The 22,705-nt window shown below is 71.0% G+C and carries 19 protein-coding genes and 1 pseudogene; 11 read left to right on the top strand and 9 right to left on the bottom strand.

What is annotated here, in order from left to right; genetic code table 11:
- The first annotated feature begins 95 nt into the window (after positions 1-95).
- A complete protein-coding gene (locus IE273_RS22615) occupies positions 96-1,061 on the top strand; it encodes a glycoside hydrolase family 6 protein (protein ID WP_189816996.1) in 966 nt (321 codons plus the stop codon).
- A gap of 91 nt (positions 1,062-1,152) precedes the next feature.
- Positions 1,153-2,427, top strand: coding sequence for a glycoside hydrolase family 6 protein (locus IE273_RS22610; RefSeq protein ID WP_189816995.1), 1,275 nt, complete (start codon positions 1,153-1,155; stop codon positions 2,425-2,427).
- 112 nt (positions 2,428-2,539) lie between these two features.
- Here IE273_RS22610 and dctA read toward each other — a convergent pair whose 3' ends face one another.
- Complete coding sequence (dctA, locus tag IE273_RS22605) at positions 2,540-3,937, bottom strand: C4-dicarboxylate transporter DctA (protein WP_189816994.1); 1,398 nt, start codon at positions 3,935-3,937, stop codon at positions 2,540-2,542.
- Complete coding sequence (locus tag IE273_RS22600) at positions 3,934-5,052, bottom strand: PrpF domain-containing protein (RefSeq protein WP_189816993.1); 1,119 nt, start codon at positions 5,050-5,052, stop codon at positions 3,934-3,936. The genes dctA and IE273_RS22600 overlap by 4 nt, the downstream gene beginning before the upstream one ends.
- Positions 5,053-5,198: 146 nt before the next feature.
- Between IE273_RS22600 and IE273_RS22595 the strand changes: the two genes are divergently transcribed.
- Complete coding sequence (locus IE273_RS22595; protein ID WP_189817170.1) at positions 5,199-6,104, top strand: LysR family transcriptional regulator; 906 nt, start codon at positions 5,199-5,201, stop codon at positions 6,102-6,104.
- A 222-nt stretch (positions 6,105-6,326) separates the two neighbouring features.
- Here the strand turns inward: IE273_RS22595 and IE273_RS22590 are convergent, their stop codons facing one another.
- The 3 genes from IE273_RS22590 to IE273_RS22580 all read right to left on the bottom strand — a co-directional run bounded on the left by IE273_RS22590 (position 6,327) and on the right by IE273_RS22580 (position 10,994).
- Entirely contained in the window at positions 6,327-9,446 is a 3,120-nt protein-coding gene (locus IE273_RS22590) for a S8 family serine peptidase (protein WP_189816992.1), read from the bottom strand.
- A 299-nt stretch (positions 9,447-9,745) separates the two neighbouring features.
- Positions 9,746-10,522, bottom strand: a complete 777-nt coding sequence (locus IE273_RS22585) for an IclR family transcriptional regulator (RefSeq protein ID WP_189816991.1) — start codon at positions 10,520-10,522, stop codon at positions 9,746-9,748.
- Between the two features lie 10 nt (positions 10,523-10,532).
- Positions 10,533-10,994, bottom strand: a complete 462-nt coding sequence (locus IE273_RS22580; RefSeq protein WP_229887349.1) for a MarR family winged helix-turn-helix transcriptional regulator — start codon at positions 10,992-10,994, stop codon at positions 10,533-10,535.
- 239 nt (positions 10,995-11,233) lie between these two features.
- On the opposite strand from IE273_RS22580, the gene IE273_RS22575 reads away from it, so the two are divergent.
- From IE273_RS22575 to IE273_RS22560, 4 genes are read left to right on the top strand one after another with little or no spacing between them, the layout of a single operon-like run.
- Positions 11,234-12,151, top strand: coding sequence for an SDR family NAD(P)-dependent oxidoreductase (locus IE273_RS22575; protein WP_308437055.1), 918 nt, complete (start codon positions 11,234-11,236; stop codon positions 12,149-12,151).
- Complete coding sequence (locus IE273_RS22570) at positions 12,151-13,026, top strand: amidohydrolase family protein (RefSeq protein ID WP_189816990.1); 876 nt, start codon at positions 12,151-12,153, stop codon at positions 13,024-13,026. The genes IE273_RS22575 and IE273_RS22570 overlap by 1 nt, the downstream gene beginning before the upstream one ends.
- 12 nt (positions 13,027-13,038) lie before the next feature.
- On the top strand, positions 13,039-14,544 hold the full coding sequence (locus tag IE273_RS22565) for an acyl-CoA synthetase (protein ID WP_189816989.1): 1,506 nt from the start codon (positions 13,039-13,041) through the stop codon (positions 14,542-14,544).
- Between the two features lie 13 nt (positions 14,545-14,557).
- On the top strand, positions 14,558-15,013 hold the full coding sequence (locus IE273_RS22560) for a MaoC family dehydratase (RefSeq protein WP_189816988.1): 456 nt from the start codon (positions 14,558-14,560) through the stop codon (positions 15,011-15,013).
- Positions 15,014-15,048: 35 nt separating this feature from the next.
- Here the strand turns inward: IE273_RS22560 and IE273_RS22555 are convergent, their stop codons facing one another.
- The 3 genes from IE273_RS22555 to IE273_RS22545 are packed head-to-tail and all read right to left on the bottom strand — an operon-like array spanning position 15,049 to position 17,224.
- Positions 15,049-15,984 carry a PDR/VanB family oxidoreductase gene (locus IE273_RS22555; RefSeq protein ID WP_189816987.1) on the bottom strand — a complete coding sequence of 312 codons (936 nt, stop codon included), beginning with the start codon at positions 15,982-15,984 and terminating at the stop codon, positions 15,049-15,051.
- Positions 15,981-16,163: a hypothetical protein gene (locus IE273_RS22550; protein WP_189816986.1), complete on the bottom strand. Its 183-nt coding sequence runs from the start codon at positions 16,161-16,163 to the stop codon at positions 15,981-15,983. The genes IE273_RS22555 and IE273_RS22550 overlap by 4 nt, the downstream gene beginning before the upstream one ends.
- Positions 16,160-17,224, bottom strand: coding sequence for an aromatic ring-hydroxylating dioxygenase subunit alpha (locus tag IE273_RS22545; protein WP_189816985.1), 1,065 nt, complete (start codon positions 17,222-17,224; stop codon positions 16,160-16,162). The genes IE273_RS22550 and IE273_RS22545 overlap by 4 nt, the downstream gene beginning before the upstream one ends.
- Positions 17,225-17,404: 180 nt before the next feature.
- On the opposite strand from IE273_RS22545, the gene IE273_RS22540 reads away from it, so the two are divergent.
- The gene (locus IE273_RS22540; protein WP_229887347.1) at positions 17,405-18,697 is read left to right on the top strand and encodes a hypothetical protein; all 1,293 of its coding nucleotides are present in this window, start codon (positions 17,405-17,407) and stop codon (positions 18,695-18,697) included.
- Positions 18,698-19,122: 425 nt separating this feature from the next.
- On the opposite strand, the gene IE273_RS22535 is transcribed toward IE273_RS22540, so the two are convergent.
- Entirely contained in the window at positions 19,123-19,665 is a 543-nt protein-coding gene (locus tag IE273_RS22535) for a PucR family transcriptional regulator (RefSeq protein WP_268257516.1), read from the bottom strand.
- 120 nt (positions 19,666-19,785) lie between these two features.
- Here IE273_RS22535 and ctaD point away from each other — a divergent pair, with 120 nt between their 5' ends.
- The 3 genes and pseudogenes from ctaD to IE273_RS22520 all read left to right on the top strand — a co-directional run.
- Positions 19,786-21,477, top strand: a complete 1,692-nt coding sequence (ctaD, locus tag IE273_RS22530) for an aa3-type cytochrome oxidase subunit I (protein WP_189816984.1) — start codon at positions 19,786-19,788, stop codon at positions 21,475-21,477.
- A gap of 3 nt (positions 21,478-21,480) precedes the next feature.
- Positions 21,481-22,041, top strand: a complete 561-nt coding sequence (locus IE273_RS22525) for a hypothetical protein (protein WP_189816983.1) — start codon at positions 21,481-21,483, stop codon at positions 22,039-22,041.
- A 276-nt stretch (positions 22,042-22,317) separates the two neighbouring features.
- Positions 22,318-22,644: pseudogene (locus tag IE273_RS22520) on the top strand (globin family protein); the annotation flags it as partial.
- Positions 22,645-22,705: the final 61 nt, after the last annotated feature.

Genomic DNA, 22,705 nt, shown 5'->3' with positions numbered 1-22,705 from the left:
TGACAGCTCATCCGGCCCACTCCACGATTGGGACCGCTTCCAGTGGGAGCGCTCCCAGTGCACTCGGACCCCGCTCAGGAAATCGAGGTACAGCCATGCGCCGCAGACTCCGGATACTGGTGGCAGCCCTCTTCGCCCTGCCGTCCGCGCTCGCCCTCGCACCGTCCGCCCACGCGGCCGACCCGACCACCATGACCAGCGGGTTCTATGTGGACCCCGACTCCAGCGCCAAGAGGTGGGTGGCCGCCAATCCCGGCGACGGCCGGGCGTCCGCGATCAACGCCTCCATCGCCAACACCCCGATGGCCCGCTGGTTCGGCTCCTGGAGCGGCACCATCGGCACGGCCACGGGGGCGTACGCCGGAGCGGCGGACAACTCCGACAAACTGCCCGTCCTCGTCGCCTACAACATCTACAACCGTGACTACTGCGGCGGGCACTCCGCGGGCGGAGCCGCCTCGCCGTCCGCCTACGCGAACTGGATCGCCCAGTTCGCCGGCGGGATCGCGGGCCGCCCGGCGGTCGTCATCCTCGAACCCGACTCCCTCGGGGACTACGGCTGCATGACCCAGGCTCAGATCGACGAACGCGAGGCCATGCTCACCAACGCCCTCGCCCAGTTCAGCCGCCAGGCCCCCAACACCTGGGTCTACATGGACGCCGGCAACCCCGGTTGGGTCGGTCCGGCGACCATGGCCCAGCGCCTCCACGAAGCCGGCCTCCGTCAGGCCCACGGCTTCTCGCTCAACGTCTCCAACTACTTCACGACCGCCGAGAACACCGCCTTCGGCAACGCCGTCAACAGTGAGCTCAGTGCCCGCTACGGCTACACCAAGCCGTTCGTCGTGGACACCAGCCGCAACGGCAACGGCTCCAACGGCCAGTGGTGCAACCCCGCGGGCCGCCGCATCGGCACCCCCACCCGGACGGGCGGAGGCGCCGAGATGCTGTTGTGGATCAAGACCCCGGGCGAGTCCGACGGCAACTGCGGCGTCGGAGCCGGCTCCACGGCCGGACAGTTCCTCCCCGAGGTCGCCTACAAGATGATCTACGGCTACTGATCCGGGACTCCCGCCGCCCGCCCCGGCGAACCGGCGGTCCGCCGGGGCGGCGGGCATCTGCCTCCACCACCTCATCGACCAGGAAGCAACCATGAATCCACGCAGCCTTCGGCGCCGCGCGGCCGTCGTCGTCGCGGCCCTCACCGCGGGCGCCGCTCTCACCGCGACGCAGGCGCAGGCCACACCCACGCGGGACGTGCTCACCCCGGCCACGAAGCTCTATGTGGACCCGCACAGCAAGGCCGCCAAGCAGGCCCTCGTGGACTTCGGGAACGGCGACATCGAGAACGCCGTGAACATGGCCAAGCTCGCCGACTGGCCGCAGGCCGCGTGGTTCACCGAGGGCACGCCCGACGAGGTGCGCGGCAAGGTCGGCGAGCTCGTCCACCGGGCCCGGGCCGTGGGCCGGACCCCGGTCCTGGTCGCCTACAACGTCCCGGGCCGGGACTGCACGCAGTACTCCAGCGGCGGAGCCGCATCCTCCGCCGCCTACCGGCAGTGGATCGACGCCTTCGCCGCCGGCATCGGCACCAGCAAGGCGGTGGTCGTCGTCGAACCCGACGGCACGGCCCTCCTCCCCAAGGACTGCGGACCCACCACCGACCCGACAGGCGAACTCACCGCCGCCCGCATCGCCGACCTGGCCTACGCCGTGAAGACCCTGAAGGCCAAGCCGCGCACCGTGGTCTACCTGGACGCGGGGAACGTCCAATGGCGGCCCGTCGGTGAGATGGCCCAGCGGCTGCTGGACGCCGGGGTCCGCCACAGTGACGGCTTCGCCCTGAACGTGTCCAACACCCACCCCACCGACCACAACGCCAGATACGGCACCTGGATCGCCAAGTGCATGTGGTACGCCACCGAGGGGCCCGAGGAGGCGCGTGGCCACGCCGAGCGGTGCGCCGGCCAGTACTACTCGGCGGCTGCCCCCAACGACGGCACCCCCGGCAACGTGGTCTCCTCCACCGACCCCACCACCTGGCGGTGGACCGACGCCTGGTACGACCAGAACGTGGGCACCCCGCCGGCCGACGGGCTGCGTCACTTCGTGATCGACACCAGCCGCAACGGCCTGGGCGCCTGGACCCCGGAGCCGGGCAAGTACACCGGGGATCCGGAGGCCTGGTGCAACGCACCCGGCCGCGGTCTCGGCCCGCGTCCCACCGCCGACACCGGCGTACCTCTCGTCGACGCCTATCTGTGGATCAAGATCCCCGGCGAGTCCGACGGTAGCTGCACGCGCAACACCGGCGGCACCATCGACCCCGAGTACGGCGTCGTCGACCCGCCCGCCGGCACCTGGTGGCCCGACCAGGCCCACGCCCTGGCCCGCAACGCGGCACCGCGCCTGGCCTTCGACCGCTGAGCGAATCGAGGCCGTGAGCCGTCCTCCGGCTTCTCGGAGGGGAACTCGTGCTTGAGGAAGGAGACGTCGCCGGCCCCGAGCGTCTGCTCGGGGCCGGCCCGCCCACGTGACGTCAGCTTGCGGCGGGGACGGGGTCGCGGGTGGGCGCGGGCGTCTCCTTCGGACCGGACTCTGCCGGCACCGCGGGAGGAGCGGGGGCAGGGGCGTAGGGAATCTCGCCGCGCAGGACGGCCTTGGCACGGTCCTCGTCGAGCTCGCCCTCCCAGCGGGCGACGGCCAGGGTGGCGACGCCGTTGCCGACCAGGCTGGTCAGGGCGCGGGCTTCGGACATGAACCGGTCGATGCCGAAGATCAGCGCGAGGGCGGCGACCGGGACGTGCGGCACGGCGCTGAGGGTGGCGGCCAGGGCGATGAAGCCGGAGCCGGTGACACCCGCGGCGCCCTTGGAGGTGAGCAGCATGACGGCGAGCATGGTCACCTGCTGGGTGAGGCTGAGGTCGATGCCGAGGGCCTGGGCGAGGAAGACCGAGCCCATGGTCAGGTAGATGGCGGTGCCGTCGAGGTTGAAGGAGTACCCGGCGGGCAGCGTGATGCCTACGACGGGTTTCGAGGCGCCCGCGTGCTGGAGCTTGGCCATCATGCGCGGCAGTACGGGCTCGGTGGATGAGGTGCCCAGGACGATCAGCAGTTCTTCCTTGATGTAGCGCAGGAAGGGCAACAGCCGCAGTCCGTTCAGGCGCATCACGGTCCCGAGGACGACCAGGACGAAGAAGAGGGCGGTCAGCCAGAAGGAGCCGACCAGCAGGCCCAGGTGGCGCAGGGTGCCCAGGCCGTAGTTGCCGATGGTGAAGGCCATGGAGCCGAACGCGCCGACGGGGGCCAGCCGCATGATCCACCGGATGAGCGTGAACAGGACCGTGGAGACCTTCTCGATGCCCCGGGCGATGCCCAGGCCGGCCTCTCCGACGGCGTGCAGGCCGAAGCCGAACAGTACCGACACCAGCAGCACCGGCAGGATCTCGTTGCCGGTCAGGGCGCTGACCAGGGTGGCCGGGATGATGGCGAGGAGGAACTCGGCGAAACCTTCGTGGGCCGTGGTCGCTTCCGGCGGCAGGCCCTTGGCGGACAGGGTCGAGAGGTCGATGTGCAGACCGCTGCCGGGCTTGACGACGTTGACGACGACCAGGCCGATCACCATGGCCACGGTGGTCAGCACCTCGAAGTAGACCAGAGCCTTCAGACTGACACGGCCGACCGCGCGGGCGTTGCCCATGGAGGCGATGCCGTGGACGACCGTGCAGAAGATGATCGGCGCGATGAACATCTTCACCAGCGCGATGAAGCCGTCGCCGAGCGGCTTGAGGTCGGCGCCGGCGGACGGCCACAGCCCGCCCACAGCGGCGCCGAGGAGGACGGCGATCAGGCACTGGACGTAGAGGTGGGACAGCATCCGGCGGATGCGGCCCGGTGGTGCGGTGACGGAACCCGGGGCGGCGTCGTTGCGGCTCATGCGGGGCGTCCTTCCGGGACGGGAACGAGGAGTTCGGCTCGGGCGATACGCCGGGCGGCGCGGTGCAGCAGCACCGTGGGGGACGCGCTGTCCGGTACGGGGACGGCTTGGGTGGTGACCACGCCGGCGGGGGTGCCCAGGCGCAGCGTGCCGTCGGTGGTCTGCCGGGCGACGCGGTGGGCGAGGGTGCCGGGGGTGGCGGCGGCCGTGGCCAGGGCCACGGCGGAGGTCAGGCCGATCGCCGGGTGCGGGGCGTGCATGGAGACCATGCGCACGGCCAGGTCGTACTCGTCCTGGTCGACGAGGATGCCCTGTGTGGTGCGATAGGGGGCGGGGCGGGCGACGATGCCGGCTTTCGGCACCGCGTGGCTGACCGGATCGCCCTCGCGGGCCAGGCCCATGGCCAGTGCTGCCTGGCGGCGCAGCAGGGTCAGCGCGGGCACGGCGGCGGCGAACGCGGTGGGGGATTCCGTGCCGTCGAGTCCGAACGCCTTGGCCTCGAACAGCGCGGCCGGTGCGCCGGCGTCCACCAGGGATGCCTCGACGGGACCGTCCGGACCGGTCAGCTCGTCCAGGGCCCGGCCGGTCGGCAGAGCGCGGCCGGTCGTCGAGCCCGCCGGGTCCTGGAACCCGAGCAGGACCGGTACGCCCGGTGCCGAGGTTCCCGGCACCATGGCCGTGCCCTCCTCGGGGGCTGCGCCCGCGGGGGTGGGGATGGTGCCGGTCAGGCGGGCTCCGGTGTTGACGTTGAGCATGCGGACGGTGGTGGTGTCCGACGTGATCGGCACGAGGTCGTGGTGGACGGCGTACAGGGCGACGGCGGTGGCGCAGTTGCCGCAGTTGCTGGCCCACTCCACGCGCTCGTCCCCGATCCCCACCTGAGCGAAGGCGTACTCGACGTCCACACCGGCCTGGGCCGACGCCTGTACGACGGCGGCCTTGGAGGTGGTGGAGGAGGCGCCGCCCACGCCGTCGATCTGGCGGGGGTCGGCGGCGTTGAAGGCGGCGAGCAGCAGGGCGTCGACGTCCACGCCCGTGGCGGCCACGTCGCGGTGGTCGAAGATCCAGCACTTGCTGGTTCCTCCGCGGATCATCTCGCCGTGCAGACGCAGCACAACCGACTCCTCACAGCCATGGAAGGGGATGTCCACCGACGGTCTCGCCGTGCGTGGTGTCCTCCACGGTGGGTTACGGCAGCGTGAAGTACAATCTCGGAAATCTGCATGGCTATTAAGCTGAAGTGAACGCTGGAGGTAAGGGCATGCTCGACGTCCGGCGCATCCTGCTGTTCACGGAGGTCGCCCGGCGCGGCTCGGTGACCGCGACAGCCCGCGCCCTCAACTACACACCGTCAGCGGTGTCGCAGCAGATCAACCGCCTGGAAGCGGAGGCGGGCCAGCCCCTGCTGGAACGCCACGCCCGGGGCGTCACCCTCACCGACGCCGGCCGGGCGCTGGCCGAACGAGGGCAACGGATCGAACGCGAACTGCGGGCCGCGGAGAACGAACTCGCCGACTTCGCCGGCCTGCGCGCGGGCACACTCCGCATCGGCACCTTCCCCACCGTCGGCGCCTCGCTCCTCCCGCAGGCCGTGATCGCCTTCCGGGACGCCCACCCCGACGTACGCCTGACCGTCCGCAGCGCCCGCATCGCCGGACTCTGGACCATGCTGGAGAACCGGGAGATCGAGATGTCGCTGATGTGGGACTACGACTGGAGCCGGATCGACCGGGAGGACATCGTCGTCTCCCCGCTCCTCGACGACCCGCCGGCCCTTCTCGTCAGCGACCGCCATCCACGCGCCGGCCGCGACGCCGCCTCACTCGCCGACTTCGCACACGATCCCTGGATCACCCGCGCCGACCGTCACCCGGTGGCCGAAGCCCTCGTCCGCGGCTGCCGTGCCGCCGGCTTCGAGCCCCACATCGCCTACGAGGCCCACGACTACCAGGAAGCCCAGGCCATGGTCGCCGCCGGCATCGGCGTCGCCCTCGCCCCCACCCTGGCCCTGGAGGGCATCCGCCCCGGCGTCAGCGTCCTGCCCCTCCAGCCGCCGGCCCCCGTCCGCCGCATCCTCCTGGTGCGCATGGCCGACCACTCGCTCACCCCCGCCGCCCTGACCTTCGCCGGCCTCCTCCGCGACACCGCCGCGGCCCGAACACCTTGAACACCTTGACGCCGACACCGAACCACCCCCACCGGCCGCCGTGCCCCGGTGGGACGCGCCGGTGAACACGGAGTCGAGCGCAGGGCGCCGATCGCGGCGGCACGCGGAAGCCGCCGGATGCCGGCTCCGTGGAGTCCGGGATGAGCGAGCCGGTGGGGCGGAAGGCGCTCCGCCCCACCCCACCGGCCACTCGGGAGCCACCGCCCCCGGGGAATTACCGCGTCACTCCCAGGAGTACTGGTTCGTGGACACCAACTGACCTGGAATCACCTGCCCGTTGGTGCGGAGCTCGGTGTACGCCCAGTACTCGACGTCAGGCTTCAGCGGAGCGCCCGGCCGCAGCTTGAACCGCGGTGTCGTGCCGCGCTCCACCGCGGCCGGCAGTTCCAGCGTCGCCGGCTCGTAGTGGCCGTCACGGCCGAGGACGACGTGGCCGAGCCGGTAGTCGACGACCGGGCTACCGGAGTCCTGTGCGAAGACATACGCCGTGTAGGTGCCCGCTTCCGGCATGAAGACCCAGGCCCGCTCGGAGCTGCTCCAGCCGGCGGCGCTCCGGTAGACCAGCTTGTCGCCCTTGTACAGCCAGAGGTCGAGGTTGGTGTCCGGGTCGTCGGTCGCGATATCCACGACGATTCCGGCGCTGCCCGTCGGCACCTTGAAGGTGTGCGCCTGCACTCCGAGGGCCTTCCGGTCGAAGACCCCGCCGCTGACCCCGGTCCGCATCGAGTACGACTCCCGCCGCATGGGGGCGTAGCCGGTCGACCGGCCGGAGACCGGACCGGTGAAGCCCGGCTCGAACACGCCGTAGGTGCCGTCGGCGAGGCGGCCGAACTCTTCCAGGGTGTCGTCGTACGACCGGGGCGAGATGCCCCACGGGCGCGCGGCGACCGGAATCCGTACCTGGTGGTGGGTGCCGCGCCAGGTGATCGCGCCGGTGACGTAGCGGTCCCACGGTGCGCTGCCTCGCCGCAGGGTGATGGTGACCGAGGCGGTCTCGCCCGGTGCCACCGTCACCGTTGCCGGGGTGACGCTCACCCGCATGCCCTCCAGCCCGCTCGTCGAGGCACGGTACGTCTCCCGCTTGCTGCCGACGTTGGTCAGCTTGCGGGTCAACACCACCGGCTTGGTGCCGTCGTACTCGCGCAGCCCGATCGACGGCAGGTTCAGCTCGCGGCCGTCGGGCTGAGCCGCTTCACTGAAGGCGGTCAGGCTCTTGGCGTCCGGCTCGATGACCAGCCCCGGATCGGCGGCCCGCGTCAGCGACGGCAGCCCGCTGCCCTGGGCCAGCGGGCTGGTGTCGCCCACGGTGTCGGCTGTGGTGTGCAACGCCGAGGCGACCGCGCCGGGCGACCAGTCGGGATGTTCGGCCCGCAGGACCGCGGCCTCGCCGGCCACGTGCGGGGCCGCCATCGAGGTCCCCGAGTACGCGTCGTACTGCCGGCCGAAGTTCCCCGGCGGGGAGACGGCCGCGATGATGTCGCTGCCGGGGGCGACCAGGTCGGGCTTCATGAGCCCGGGATGCGTCTTGTCCGGCCCTGTCGCAGAGTAGTCCGCGATGGTCGGCACACCTGGGGCGCCGGAGCCGTGGTTGCTTGAGGTGAGCCGCGCGGTGCCGTCGGCCGGGTGCCTCATCAGGTAGTTGAAGATCTTACCGGCCTGGTCCCTGGTGTTCAGATAGAGCACCGGGAAGTCGTAGATGCTGTTGACCCGGAAGTTGCCGTTGGGATCGAAGAGGACCATGGCCGCCGCGCGCTTGGCCTTGAGCTCCTCCACCGCGCCGTAGGGGCTGTCCAGGGCGCAGGCGACCACCTTGCCCTCCACCTTCGCCGGGTCCAGACTGCCGGGCTCGCAGTACGCCGAGCCCTCCTCCAATGTGCCGGCCTGCTCGCCGAAGACCAGCGGCAGGGATCGGCCACCGGGGAGCACGTCCAGCGAGGCGCCGGTGATCGAGGTGCCGTCGCCGAGCCGGACGGTTCCCTCGTTCACGTGGGTCACCGCCGCGCCGACCGTGGTGACCCACGGCTGGGTGTTGCTGACCGCGCTGCTGAAGCCGCTGTTGCCGGCCGCGGCCGTGACGAAGACTCCGGCCAGCGTGGCGTTGAGGAACGCTTTGCCGATCGGGGTGTTGGGCTCGCTGTCCCCGAACTGCGTTCCGATCGAGTAGTTGAGCACCTGTACGCCGTCGGAGACCGCCGCGTCGATGCCCGCGATGATGTCGGCGTCGTATCCCGAGCCGCCCCACAGGACCTTGTAGACGGCGATCCGCGCATCCGGCGCCACGCCGGAGACCGAACCGAAGTTCCGCCCCGAGATGGTGACGTTGTCGACGGGCAGGCCGGCCGCGGTGGACGCCGTGTGCGTACCGTGCCCGGCCATGTCCCGGGGGGAGAGCACCTCACCCTCGGGCAGCGTGCCGCCCGACGCCGCGAGGAAGGTGTCGGCGAAGTACCGGGCGCCGACGATCTTGCCGTTGCAGTGCTGGGCAGCGAATGTGTAGCCGGTCTGGCAGGTGCCGTGCCAGCCCGCCGGGGCCGCCGGTATCCGCTTGGCGAACGACGGGCTCTCCGGCCAGATCCCGGTGTCCAGGACGCCGATCACGACCCCGGCGCCGGTGCTTCCGCCCGGCTTCCGCGCGGCGGACTTGTGCGCGCTGGTCGCCGGCGAGCCGGTTGCCAGGGCGCCGCTGGCCGATGCCCCGGTCTTGGCTGTTCCGGCTGTGCCCGTTGCCGTGCCAGTCGTCGGCTGCGGTGTGGTGTCACCAAGGGACGCCTGGTTCGTACCGACCACCTGGGACTTGGTGACCGAACGGACCCGCTTGTCCGCCTTCAGTTCCTCGACCTGAGCGGTGGTCAGCGTGGCGGAGAATCCGTTGAAGGCCGTGGTGTAGACCTCGTTGACCGTGACGCCGGCTGCTTCGGCCACGGCCGTCCGCTGGGTACCCAGGTGCTTCCGGTACGCCTTCGCCGCCCCCGACTGCGGTTCCAGCTGCTCGCCCGGTGCAGGGCGGGTCCGGGACAGCCCCGAGAGCCGACCCGCGTAGGTCGCCACCGGTTCCTCGGAGAGTTCCACGATGTACGGAGCGCGGCCGGAGGGCGTTTGCTTGTGCTGTGTATCGGACTCACCGGTCTGGCGCGGTCTGAACCGGCCGGCGCCCCCGGTCAGGTCGATCCGATCTCCTTCGGGTCGCAATCCAGAGCTGACACCGCTGCCCACCGGGGTGTCCGGCTCGGCGGGCACCGCCGTCGCCGTACCCCCGGTGGCGACCGTGCCGCCGCCGGCCAGGACGAAGGCCAGCAGGGGTATGGCCAGCCTCCGTCGCTGGGTCCGTGTGCTCGTAGCCACGAAACTCCTTCCGGTAGCTCCCTGATGGGAGCGATCCCATGAACGTCGCGCGACCTACCTAACTTGACGTCAGTTAACGAGGTGTTACACGTTGTTTCAGATGCTCGCGTGGTCACAGTGGTTGTACTTCCGCGGGAAGCAGGGAGACCGCGAGCGGGATCGAGACCTGGTGCCGGAGCGGGACGCCGCCGTCGACCGGCGTGGACCGATTCGTCTGATCGCTCCCCGGTGGTGCTCCGCCTCAATGCCGGTCACAACCCCGGTTGCTGCCCCGAAGCCTGAACGGTGCGAACCTCGGCTCAGCGTGCCGCCGGCTGCCACCCCAGCGCCCGTGATATCCCCCGCGCCGCGAGCCGTACCGCCGGGACCAGCACGGCTGCCTGGGCCGTCGCGTGGGGGACCACGATCGACACCGCCGCCATCACCCCGCCGTCGCGGCCGTGTACCGGGGCCGCCACCGACAGGGCGTCTTCGGTGATCTGACGACTGCTCACGGCCACGCCCGACCGCCGTACTTCCGCCAGTTCGCGGCGCAGTCGCGCGGGATCCGCGATGGTGTACGGGGTGAACGCGGTCAACGGCCCCTCGCAGTACGCCTCCTGGAACGGCTGCCCGCTGTGGGCCAGCAGGGCGAGCCCGACCCCGGTGGCGTGCAGCGGCCAGCGGGCGCCGACCCGGATGTGGACGCCGACCGCCGAGCGCCCGGAGAGCCACTCGACGTACACGACCTCCCCGCCGTCGCGCACCGCCAGCTGCACGTTCTCGTGCGTCGCCTCGTACAGGTCCTCCAGGTGCGGCAGCGCCACCTGCCGCAGCGCGAGTCCGCGCGGAGCGAGCGCCGCGATCTCCCACAGCCTCAGCCCCACGTGGTAGAGACCCTCCGCGTCCCGCTCCAGGGCGCCCCACTCGGTCAGTGCCCCCACCAGCCGGTGCGTGGTGGTGAGGGTGAGCCCGGCCCGGCGGCTGATGTCGGTCAGGCAGAGCGCCGGATGCGCGTGGTCGAAGGCCGCGAGCACGGCGAGCAGCCGGTCCGGTGCGGAACGCACCGTCTGCGGGGGCAGCGCGTCGGCGGTCATGGGGACGGCGTCACCCGAGCCCGTTCTCGGCGACCCTCAGCAGCAGCGTGTGCAGGACGTCCCGCTCCTCGGCGTCGAGCGGCCGGAGCAGTTCGCCCGTGACCCGCGAACCCGCCTCGTCGGTGTCGCGCAGGAAGACCCGGCCGGCCTCGGTCAGCACGACGATACGGCTGCGCCGGTCGTCCGGGGAGGGACGGCGCTCGGCGAACCCCAGCCTCTCCAGGTCGTCGACCAGGCCGACGATCGCGCTCGGGTCGTAGCCGAGGGAGGTGCTCAACTCCCGTTGCAGGGCGCCCTCGGAGGTGGCGAGGAAGCGCAGCAGCGCGTAGTGGCGCAGCCGCAGGCCGGACTCCTGGAGGAAGGCGTTGAACAGCTGGCCGGAGCGCAGCCCGAGCCGGTACAGCAGATAGCCGGTGTCCGCGTGCAGCCCGCGCATCCACGGCTCCCGGGCGTCGATCGGGGCGGAGCCCACGGCGTGTTCTGGGGCGTGCTGCTGGCCGGCGATGGCTGGCTCCCTGGGCCGGGCCTCCGTCCGGAGGCGGGACGTACGTACGTGCTGCCCCACAGCATGCCGCACGGACCGGTCGGCAACAACTATTGACGACAACAATGATTGTCCTTAGCTTCGATTCCGGACCGCACGCCGCCCGAGCCACAGGCGCACCCGCCCCGGCGCGCCCGGCGGCCGACCCCTCTGGAAGGGACCCGCTCGTGCCCAGCATCGATCTCACCGGCAAGGTGGCCGTCGTCACCGGAAGCGGCCGTGGCCTCGGCCTGGCCTACGCCCATGCCCTCGCCGCCCACGGCGCCGCCGTGGTCGTGAACGACGTCGACGAGGCCGTCGCCGAGCAAGCCGCGAAGTCCGTCACCGAGGCGGGCGGCAAGGCCGTGGCCGAGGCCGTCGCGGTCGGTACCGGCGAGGCCGCCGACCGGCTGGTGGCCCGCGCCGTGGAGGAGTTCGGCCGCCTGGACGTCCTGGTCACCAACGCCGGCATCCTGCGCGACAAGGTGCTGTGGAAGATGACCGACGACGACTTCGACGCGGTGATCACCACCCATCTGCGCGGTACCTTCACCTGCGCCCGAGCCGCCGCCGTCCGGATGCGTGAGCAGGGCGAGGGCGGCACGATGATCCTGGTCGGCTCCCCGGCCGGACAGCGCGGCAACTTCGGACAGACGAACTACGCCGCCGCCAAGGCCGGCATCGCCGCCATGGCCCGCACCTGGTCGATGGAACTGGCCCGCGCGCACATCACCGTCAACGCGATCGTTCCGGTCGCCGCCACCGCCATGACGGAGACCATCCCGGCCTTCGCCCCCTACGTCGAGGCCATGAAGAACGGCGAGCCGCTGCCCGACTTCCTCCGCAAGGGCGAGGGTTTCGGCACCCCCGAGGACTGCGCCGCTCTCGTACCCTTCCTCGCCTCCGAGGCGGCGCGCGGCGTGACCGGCCAGGCCATCGGCATCGGCGGTGACAAGGTGGCACTCTGGTCGCACCCGCAGGAGACCACGGCGGCGTACGCGGACGGCGGCTGGTCCCCGGACACCCTCGCCGACGTGTGGGCCACGTCGGTCGGCGCCGAACCGCAGACCGTCGGCATCCCCGCGCCGAAGTTCCCGGAGGCGTGATGGGCCTGGACGAACTCGTCGCGATCGACGTCCACACCCACGCCGAGGTCTCCTCCAAGGGACACTCCTCGCTGGACGACGACCTGCACGACGCCTCCTCCGCCTACTTCAAGGTGGAGGGCGCCCGGAAGCCGACCCTGGAGGAGACGGCCGCGTACTACCGCGAGCGGAAGATGGCCGCCGTGATCTTCACGGTCGACGCCGAGTCCGCCACCGGCACCGAACCGGTCCCCAACGAGGAGGTCGCCGAGGCCGCCGCCGCGAACCCGGACGTGCTGATCCCGTTCGCCTCCATCGATCCCTTCCGTGGCAAGGCCGGCGTGAAGCAGGCCCGGCGCCTGGTCGAGGAGTACGGGGTGAAAGGCTTCAAGTTCCACCCCAGCATCCAGGGTTTCTTCCCCGACGACCGCTCGGTGGCCTACGGCCTGTACGAGGTCATCGAGGAGACCGGGACCATCGCCCTGTTCCACACGGGCCAGACCGGCATCGGAGCCGGCGTTCCCGGCGGGGGCGGCATCCGGCTGAAGTACTCCAACCCGCTGCACGTGGACGACGTCGCCGCCGACTTCCCCCACCTGAAGATCATCCTGGCGCACCCGTCGTTCCCCTGGCAGGACGAGGCCCTGGCGGTCGCCACGCACAAACCCGGCGTGCACATCGACCTGTCCGGGTGGTCGCCGAAGTACTTCCCGCCACAGCTCGTGCACTATGCCAACACCTTGCTCAAGGACAAGGTGCTCTTCGGCTCGGACTTCCCCGTCCTCACCCCCGACCGCTGGCTCGCCGACTTCGCGAAGCTGTCGATCAAGGACGAAGTGCGCCCGAAGATCCTCAAGGAGAACGCCGCCCGGCTGCTCGGACTGACGACAGCCTGAAGGGGCCGTGAGATGCGCAACGAGGGACTGGGGTCGTGGCCCGCACGCCGGGCCCGCAAGACCCCGCACCGCACCGCCCTGATCCACCGCGACCGCAGCGTCACCTACGCCGGGCTGTACGAACGCACCACCCGCCTCGCGCACGCCCTGCGCGCCCGGGGAGTCCGCCCCGGCGACCGGATCGCCTACCTCGGCCCCAACCACCCCGCCTTCCTGGAGACGCTGTTCGCCGCGGGCACCCTCGGCGGGGTCTTCGTCCCGCTCAACATCCGCCTCGCCGAACCCGAGATCGCCTACCAGCTCGCCGACTCGGGCGCCAAGGCCCTCGTCCACGGGCCCTCGCAGGCCCCGCCGGCGGCCCGACTGCCCGGTAGCACCGATGTACGGACGTACGTCGAAGTGGGCGCCGCATACGAGGAGTTGCTGGCCGCCGCGAGCGACGAGCCGATCGACCAGCCCGTTCGCCTCGACGACACCTGCATCATCATGTACACCTCGGGGACCACGGGCCGGCCCAAGGGCGCCATGCTCACGCACGGCAACCTGGTCTGGAACGCGTTCAACGTCCTTGTCGACCACGACCTGACCGCCGACGAACGCGCCCTGGTCTCCGCCCCGTTGTTCCACACGGCCGGGCTGAACATGCTCACCCTGCCCGTCCTGCTCAAGGGGGGCACCTGCGTCCTGGTCGAGTCCTTCGACCCGGACGCCACCTTCGACCTGATCGAACGCCACCGGATCACCTTCATGTTCGGGGTGCCGACCATGTTCGACCAGGTGGCCCGGCATCCACGCTGGGACGGGGCCGACCTGTCCAGCCTCCGCATCCTCACCTGCGGCGGCTCACCGGTCCCGACCCCGCTGATCGCCACGTATCAGGAGCGCGGGCTCACCTTCCTCCAGGGCTACGGCATGACGGAGGCCGCGCCCGGCACCCTCTTCCTGGACGCCGAGCACGCGGTCGGCAAGGCGGGCTCGGCCGGTGTGCCGCACTTCTTCAGCGACGTACGGGTGGTGCGGCCCGACCTCGCACCGGTCGACGTCGGCGAGACGGGCGAGGTCGTGGTGCGCGGCCCGCACGTCATGTCCGGCTACTGGGGACTGCCGGAGGAGACCGAGGCCGTCTTCGCCGACGGCTGGTTCCGCAGCGGGGACGCGGCCCGCGTCGACGACGACGGGTACGTCTACATCGTCGACCGCATCAAGGACGTGATCATCTCAGGCGGCGAGAACATCTACCCCGCCGAGATCGAGGACCAGCTCCTCGCACACCCCGACATCGTCGAGTGCGCCGTCATCGGCGTGCCCGACGACAGGTGGGGCGAGGTGCCGCGCGCGGTCGTCGTCCCCCGCGAGGGCTCCACGCTCGACCCGGACGAGGTGATCGCCGCACTCTCCGGTCGGCTGGCCAAGTACAAGATCCCCAAATCGGTGGTGATCGCGGACGCCCTCCCGCGCACCGCTTCCGGAAAGCTCCTGAAATCCCGTGTCCGCTCCCGGTACGGCACCACCTCCTAGACAAGGACCACAGATGAGCATCACCGTCAACGGCCTCGACGAACTCAAGAAGCTCGCCGGCAGCGACCTCGGCACCAGCGCGTGGATCGAGGTCACCCAGGAGCGGATCGACACCTTCGCCGACGCCACGGGCGACCACCAGTGGATCCACGTCGACCCGGAAAAGGCGAAGGACGGCCCGTTCGGCGCGCCCATCGCCCACGGCTACCTCACCCTCTCCCTCTTCATCCCGCTCTTCACCGAGCTGCTGGAGGTCGAGGGAGTGTCGACGAAGGTCAACTACGGTCTGGACAAGGTGCGTTTCCCGGCCCCGGTGAAGGTCGGCTCCCGTATCCGGCTGGTCGCGAAGCTCGCCTCGGTGGAGGACGTGCCGGGCGGGGTGCAGATCGCCGTGGACGGCACGATGGAGATCGACGGCGGCGGCAAGCCCGCGGCCGTCCTGCGGAGCCTGTCGCGGTTCTACGTCTGAGGGGGAGGGGTACCTCTCGTGACCTGACGGATCTGTCACAGATCGAGCACCAACCGCCCGCCCCGGCACCGGGACACGCAGATCATCATGGTCTCGCCGGACTCCCGCTCCTCGTCCGTCAGGACCGAGTCCCGGTGCTCCGGTGTGCCCTCCAGGACGTCGGTCTCGCAGGTGCCGCAGGTGCCCTCGGTGCAGGAGTAGAGCACCTCGACGCCTGCGGCACGCACGCTGTCGAGGATCGACACCCGCGGCGGGACGGTGAGCGTACGGCCGCTCCGCTCCAGGACGACCTCGAACGCGCCGTCGTCCCCGGCGGGTTGCTCCTTGGGCCGGAACCGCTCGACGCGCAGTGCCCCGGCCGGGCAGCGCTCCTCCACCGCGTCCAGCAGCGGGTCCGGGCCACAGCAGTAGACGAGCGTGCCGTCGGGCAGGCCGTCCAGTACCGGGGCCAGGTCCAGCAGCCCGGTCTCGTCCTGCGGGGCGACCGTGACCCGGTCCCCGTACCGCTCCAGCTCCGCGGTGAACGCCATGGAGCGGCGGGTGCGACCGCCGTACAGCAGGGTCCACTCGGCGCCCGCCGCCTCGGCCGCGGCGAGCATCGGCAGGACGGGCGTGATGCCGATGCCGCCCGCGATGAACCGGTAACGCGGGGAGGGGTGCAGGGGGAAGTGGTTGCGCGGCCCCCGCACCCGTACCCTGTCGCCCTCGCGCAGCCGCTCGTGGACGTACGCCGAGCCTCCCCGCCCGTCGGCCTCGCGGAGTACGGCGATCCGCCACCGGTGCCGGTCCGCGGGATCGCCGCACAGTGAGTACTGCCGCTCAAGGCCCGGGCCGAGCAGGACGTCGACATGGGCGCCCGGCTCCCAGGCCGGCAGCTCCTCGCCCAGCGGATGGCGCAGGGTGAGGGTGAGCACGCCCTCGGCCGCCGGCTCGTGGCGGTCGACGACGAGTTCGGCTTCGTACACGGTCATGAGGTGGTTCCTCCGGGCTGGTGTCCTTCGGGGTGCGCGAGCATCCACTCCCACATCCGCACCGGGTCCTCGGCGGTGTTCTCGGCACCGCAGTGGCAGGTGCCGTGCAGGACGTCGGTGCCCGGGAGCCAGTCGATGCGGTAGACCTCGCGGCTCACAGCGGCGGACGGCGTGCTCACCGGACCTGCTCCACCGGCTTGTCGCCCTCCTCGACCAGACGGGCGAGGATACGGCGGGCGGCGAGACCGCCGGTGTCGATGTTGATGCTCAGCTCCTGGTAGCCGGCCCGCTCGGTGCCGAGCGTCCTCTGCAACAGGTTGAGCGCGTCGACGTCCTGCATGACGACCGTGTGGTTGAAGTCGTGCAGGAACGTGGTGACTTCCTCGTCGTCCTTCGCGAAGTCCCGGGAGACGGCCCAGAAGTCGAACACCTTGCCGCCGGTGGACGGGGTGATCGCATAGGTGATCTCGGTGTGGAAGCCGTTCGGGTCGCTGCCGTCCGGCTCGGGCAGCACGCCGACCGGCGCGATCCGGCTGTGCAGCAGGTAGAGGCAGGGCGCGTGGTACTCGATGTCCTGCCAGCGGGTGATACGGCCCTCGATACCGGTGGAGCGGGCGTAGAACGGCGGGCACTCGGCGTCGTCCATGTGCCGGCTGACCCGCACGATGCCGGCGCCCTCGTCGACCTCGGTGGTGATCGGCGTCTCGGCGACCTCCGGGGTGCCGATGTAGCCGCCGTGCAGATACGTCTCGTGGGAGAGGTCGAGGAGGTTGTCCACCAGCAGGCCGTAGTCGGCGTCGATCGGCTCCATGCCGCGCACCGTGACCCAGTCCGGGGAGTCCAGGTGCGCGGCCCGCGGAATGGTCCCCGCGTCGGCGAGCGCCGGGTCGCCGATCCACACCCACACCAGCGAGTCCCGCTCGACGACCGGGTAGGAGGCGACCCTGGCCGTGCGCGGGACGCGCTTCTGCCCCGGCACGTACACGCAGGCGCCCGTCGTGTCGTAGGTGAAGCCGTGGTACCCGCACACGATGCGGCCCCCGTCGAGCCGGCTCTCCGAGAGGGGGAAGCGGCGGTGGACACAGCGGTCGGCCAGCGCGACCGCGGTGCCGTCGTCCTCGGCGCGGTAGAAGACGAGCGGCTCACCGAGGATCGTACGGCCGAGCAACTCGCGCCCGACCTCGTGGCTGTAGGCGGCGACGTACCACTGGTTCCTTGCGAAGGCGGTCGTGTGAGGCATGGGGGTCGGCTCCCGTCTCTCGTGGTGGCGCCATCGTCGGGAGAGCCTCCGCAGAGGCGCAATACGGCTTCCGCCCCACGGAAGAGGCGATCCGCGAGGCCGCCCGACGCCTTGCTTCCCGGCCGGCGATCCTGCCCATTCCGTATGTCTCCAGCGGCTGCTGATGTAGCGTCAGCGCGCATGAACAGAATCATGTGCGGGACGAACCGCCGGTGGATCGGGGCGGTCGGCGCGTTCCTGGCCCTGCTGCTCTCGGCGGTCACCCTGTCCGTGGCTCATCCGGCGGCGGCCGCCTCCGTCCTGGCCCCGATCGACCCCAGCGGCTTCACGATGCGGGCGGGGGACTTCACGAACCGGGGCGCCGCGATCCAGCAGATCGAGGCGTCGGGAAGCGTCTCCGTGCGCACCTCGCCCGACCAGGTGCTCGCCGACGGCGGTCACGCCGGGCGGGCGGCACTGTGCCACAACACCAACCTCGACGGCTCACTGAAGTACGACGGCTTCTGCTGGGACCAGGCCGATGACACCTCCGCCGTCTGGACGCCCCAGGGACTGACCGGTTCGCACGACGCCCAGCCGAGCGGCACCTGGAACGGCCACTACCTCTACATCGCCTCCTGGCACTACACCGACAACGACTACGCGCGGATCACCATCGCGGAGTCGACCGGCACCTCGGTCACCTACCAGCACGTGCTGCTGGTCGACCCGTACTCCACCGGCAGCGGCTCCACCTTCCGCCCGGTGGGCGGGGCCGGTGACCGGTCCGGGACGGACGTGCTGAGCGGCCATGCGGACGGTGTCACCTGGTACGGCAACAAGCTCTTCGTCGCCACCGGGCACCAGATGCAGGTCTACGACCTGCGGCACCTGTGGAAGATGAGTGACACCTCCACCGACCAGGTCGGCATCCTGGACAACGGCAAGTCCTCGGCCCGCTACCACAACTGGGCGCTGCCCATGGTCGGCATCTACTTCACCGGCGACACGGGTGACCCCTGCGACGCCACGCGGCCGTGCCTGACCTCGCTCAGCCTGGACCGGACGTCCTCACCGGACGCCCTGGTCACCTCGCAGATCGCCACCAAGGGCGGTGGGCCGCTGATCCGCTGGCCGCTGAACGCGAGCACGGCGCTCCCGGACACCGACACCGCGAACGACTACACCGGCACGGTCACCGCGACCGGTGCCTACACCGTGCCGATCTGGAAGGTGCAGGGAGCCGCCACGGACGGCACCTCCTACTACTTCAGCGGCGAGTGCCCCGAGACGGCGGGCACCACCGACTCCGACGTGCCGTACTGCATCCACCGGGCGCTGCCGGGCGCCGCGCCGCACGTCCTCACCCATGCCCCGCCGCTGACCCAGAACCTCTCCTACGCCCCGTCGTCCGGGCGCCTGTGGGGGCTCAACGAGCGGGAGAACACCACCACCGGTAAGCGGGTGGTCTTCTCCCTGGTGCCGTCCGCCTGAGGACCCCCGGATCACCGCGTCCGGGACGGCCAGTTCCGGACGCGGTCCTCACTTCCGGCAGCCGAGGAGGGTGATGGTGCCGGACTCGGGGCGGTGTTGGTCGTGCCAGTGGAGCATCGGCTGACGGACCCGCACCCATCGCCCTCGCCGGCACGGCCCTGCCGAACGACGCTCCAGTGGCACCGCACCCCGCGAGTCCGGACTCGCCGAGACCGGACGTGCCCGGGGAGTCCGCTGCCGGCACGGTCCGCCGGCACCACACGGACCGGCGACCGCACCGAGTCGGGGCACGCCGATGTCCAGTCGCCCGCTCCGGCGCCCACCCCCGTCCCCAGTGACCTCACCAGCGCGGGGCGGTGGCTGTCGGCGGATTCGGCGGCCGTGGCATCGGCCGGGCAGATGCCCGGAGCGACCGCCCGGTCGCCTCACAGCTCCTTGGCCGGCCAGTCCAGGAGCCGGGTCCCGATGGTCGCGGTCTGGAGCATGGAGCGGTGGGCCGGGTCCGCGGGGTCGGCGCCGGTGAGCTGATGGATGCGTTCCCGGCGGTAGGTCATGGCCCGCACGCTCAGGGACAGGCGGCGGGCCGCCTCGGCGGCGACGCAGCCGGAGTCGAAGCGGACGGTGAGGGTGTCGAGGACGGGCTGGGCGCCGCCGCGGTCGGTCGTCAGCGGACCGAGGGTGCCGAGGACGAGGCCGGCCATGGCCTGGCGGTCACGGGTGAGGACCGGGTAGACGAACAGGTCGGCGGCGTGCGGGACAGGGTCGTCCAGGCCGAGACGCTCGGCCATGTCGAGCGCGTGCAGTGCCTCTTCGTAGGACTGGACCACTCCGCCGGGGCCGGGCTGGGGGCGTCCGATGGCGACTCGGCGGACACCGACACCCCGCTGGAGACGCTGCGCGCGGGCCGCCTGAGCGGTCGGGGCCGTTGGACCCCATCCGACGGCCGACCGAGGGCTGTTCGGCCCTATCCCGCCGGGGTGCCCCTCCGACGATCATGAGGCGGCGGCCGGGAAGAGGCCAGGTCCATACCCGCACCACGGCACTTCCCGGCTCGTCGTCGACAAGGCAGAAGGGGAGGACACCGACCGGTGGACCAGGCACAGACACACAAGGCGGGGACCGCGCGGCCGAGTGCCGGGGTCACCAGGGCCGCGGAGACGACCGGACGGGCGGCACGGCCGACGTGGACGGAGTGGCTGACGACCACCGACCACAAGAAGATCGGGACGATGTACCTGGTCACCGCGTTCGTCTTCTTCATCGTCGGCGGTGTGATGGCGCTGCTGATGCGCGCGGAACTGGCCCGGCCCGGCCTGCAGCTCATGTCGCAGGAGCAGTTCAACCAGGCGTTCACCATGCACGGCTCGATCATGCTGCTGATGTTCGCGATGCCGCTGTTCACCGGGTTCGCCAACTGGATCATGCCGTTGCAGATCGGCGCGCCCGACGTCGCGTTCCCCCGCCTGAACATGCTCGCCTACTGGCTCTTCCTGTTCGGTTCGGCGATCGCGGCCCTGGGCTTCCTCACCCCGGGCGGCGCCGCCGACTTCGGCTGGTTCCTGTACGCCCCGCTGTCGGACGCCGTCCACTCGCCCGGGCTCGGCGCCGACCTGTGGATCATGGGGGTGGCACTGTCCGGCTTCGGCTCGATCCTGGGCGCGGTCAACTTCATCACCACGATCGTCTGCATGCGGGCGCCGGGCATGACGATGTTCCGGATGCCGATCTTCACCTGGAACGTACTGCTGACCGCCCTGCTGGTCCTGATCGTCTTCCCGGTGCTGGCGGCGGCGCTGTTCGCGCTGGAGACGGACCGCAAGTTCGGCGCGCACGTCTTCGACGCGGCCAACGGCGGAGCCCTGCTGTGGCAGCACCTGTTCTGGTTCTTCGGGCATCCGGAGGTCTACATCCTGGCGTTGCCGTTCTTCGGCATAGTCTCCGAGGTCATCCCGGTCTTCGCCCGCAAGCCGATGTTCGGCTACATGGGTCTGATCGCCGCGACCATCGCCATCGCCGGTCTCTCCGTGACCGTGTGGGCGCACCACATGTACGTCACCGGCGGCGTCCTGCTGCCGTTCTTCTCCTTCATGACGTTCCTCATCGCGGTGCCGACGGGCGTGAAGTTCTTCAACTGGATCGGCACGATGTGGAAGGGCTCGCTGTCCTTCGAGACGCCCATGCTGTGGACCGTCGGCTTCCTGATCACGTTCCTTTTCGGCGGCCTGACCGGTGTGATACTGGCGTCCCCGCCGATGGACTTCCACCTCTCGGACTCGTACTTCGTCGTCGCGCACTTCCACTACACGGTCTTCGGTACGGTCGTGTACGCGATGTTCGCCGGATTCCACTTCTGGTGGCCCAAGTTCACCGGCAAGATGCTCGACGAACGCCTCGGGAAGATCACCTTCTGGACGCTCACGGCCGGATTCCACACCACGTTCCTGGTCCAGCACTGGCTGGGTGCCGAGGGCATGCCCCGCCGCTACGCCGACTACCTGGCAGCCGACGGCTTCACCGCCCTCAACACCGTCTCCTCGATCGGTTCGTTCCTGCTCGGTCTGTCGATCCTCCCGTTCTTCTACAACGTCTGGAAGACCGCGAGATACGGCAAGCCCGTCCGGGCCGACGACCCATGGGGCTACGGCCGTTCGCTGGAGTGGGCGACCTCGTGCCCGCCGCCCCGCCACAACTTCTCCTCGCTGCCCCGCATCCGCAGCGAGTCCCCGGCCTTCGACCTGCACCACCCGGAGATCGCCGGACTCGAAGAGGCGGCGAGGTAGGCCATGCCCCACGCCGTCCTCGCCCTCGGAGCCGCCACGGTCACCGCGGCGGGCTGTGTCTGGTACCTGCCGGCCCTCGCCGACCTGCGTGCGGGAGCCGACCGGCCGCCGGCCCACCGCAAGGCCGCGGAGGCATGCCTCAGTGGCTGGGCCACGACCGGGATCCTCGCGATGCTGCTGCTCGTCTGTGAAGAGTGGTGGGCACCGTCCGGCGCGGCGCTGGCCGGTGCCGCCGTCACGGCGGGCCTGAGGGCACGCGCGGCAGTACAGCGCCGCCGTGACCTGCGCGAGGCCGCACACGAATGGGGGGAACTCGGCCGCGACAGGAAGCCGATCGACACCGGAGGTGCCCGGAACGTCGTCGCCTTGCTCCTCGGTACCGGGCTGGCTGCCGCCGTGGGCGCGGCGGCCCTCGGGACGGTCGCGGAGCGCGACGGCGGCGTGGACCGGTGGACGGTTGCGGCCGTGCCCACCGCGGTGGTCGTGCTGTTTCTCACCCTCGCGGTCGTTCACGGGCGGGTGGTCCGGCACCGACGCGCCGACCCAAGTGGCCGCCGTCCGTGACGACGCGCAGGCAGAGATCGCGAGAGGGGCCGTCTCGGCCGAGGGAACACCATCCACGACGCCGCCGGTCGGCGTATGGGCGGCACATCGGCCCCTGCCGAGCGTACGCCGGGCACGGCGGCCCGGGCCGACGGTCCCTGTCCACAGGGAGATTCGGCCCTGTTGCAGGCGACGGCCCCACCGCGATCATCGGTGTGCCGGTCGCACCGGCACGACATAACCCGGCTGTGACGGTGAACGCCGTCCCTCTCCACGCGTACATTCCCGAGGAGTCCCATGCTTTCGCCCGAGTCGGCCGCTGTCGTCCGTGCCACCCTGCCCGCCGTCGGCGGCGCCCTGGACGAGATCACCACACGCTTCTACGGCACCATGCTCGCCGACCGGCCCGAACTGCTGGACGGTCTGTTCAACCGCGGCAACCAGGCCAGTGGCGAGCAGCGCCAGGCCCTGGCCGGATCCATCGCGAGCTTCGCCCAGGCCCTGCTGGCCGACCCCGACGCCCGCCCCGACGCCCTCCTCGCCCGGATCGCCCACAAGCACGCCGTGCTCGGCGTCACCGAGGACCAGTACACGGTCGTCCACAAGTACCTCTTCCGCGCCATCGGTGGAGCCTGACCCCGGATCTTGGACATCAGAGACACTTGGATCTTGAGGATCTGAGGAC

It is taken from the genome of Streptomyces olivaceoviridis (assembly GCF_014650115.1).
In the GTDB taxonomy this organism is placed as follows: domain Bacteria; phylum Actinomycetota; class Actinomycetes; order Streptomycetales; family Streptomycetaceae; genus Streptomyces; species Streptomyces olivaceoviridis.
Note: the sequence above shows the minus strand (reverse complement) of the source record. Positions and strands in the feature narration are given on the sequence as shown.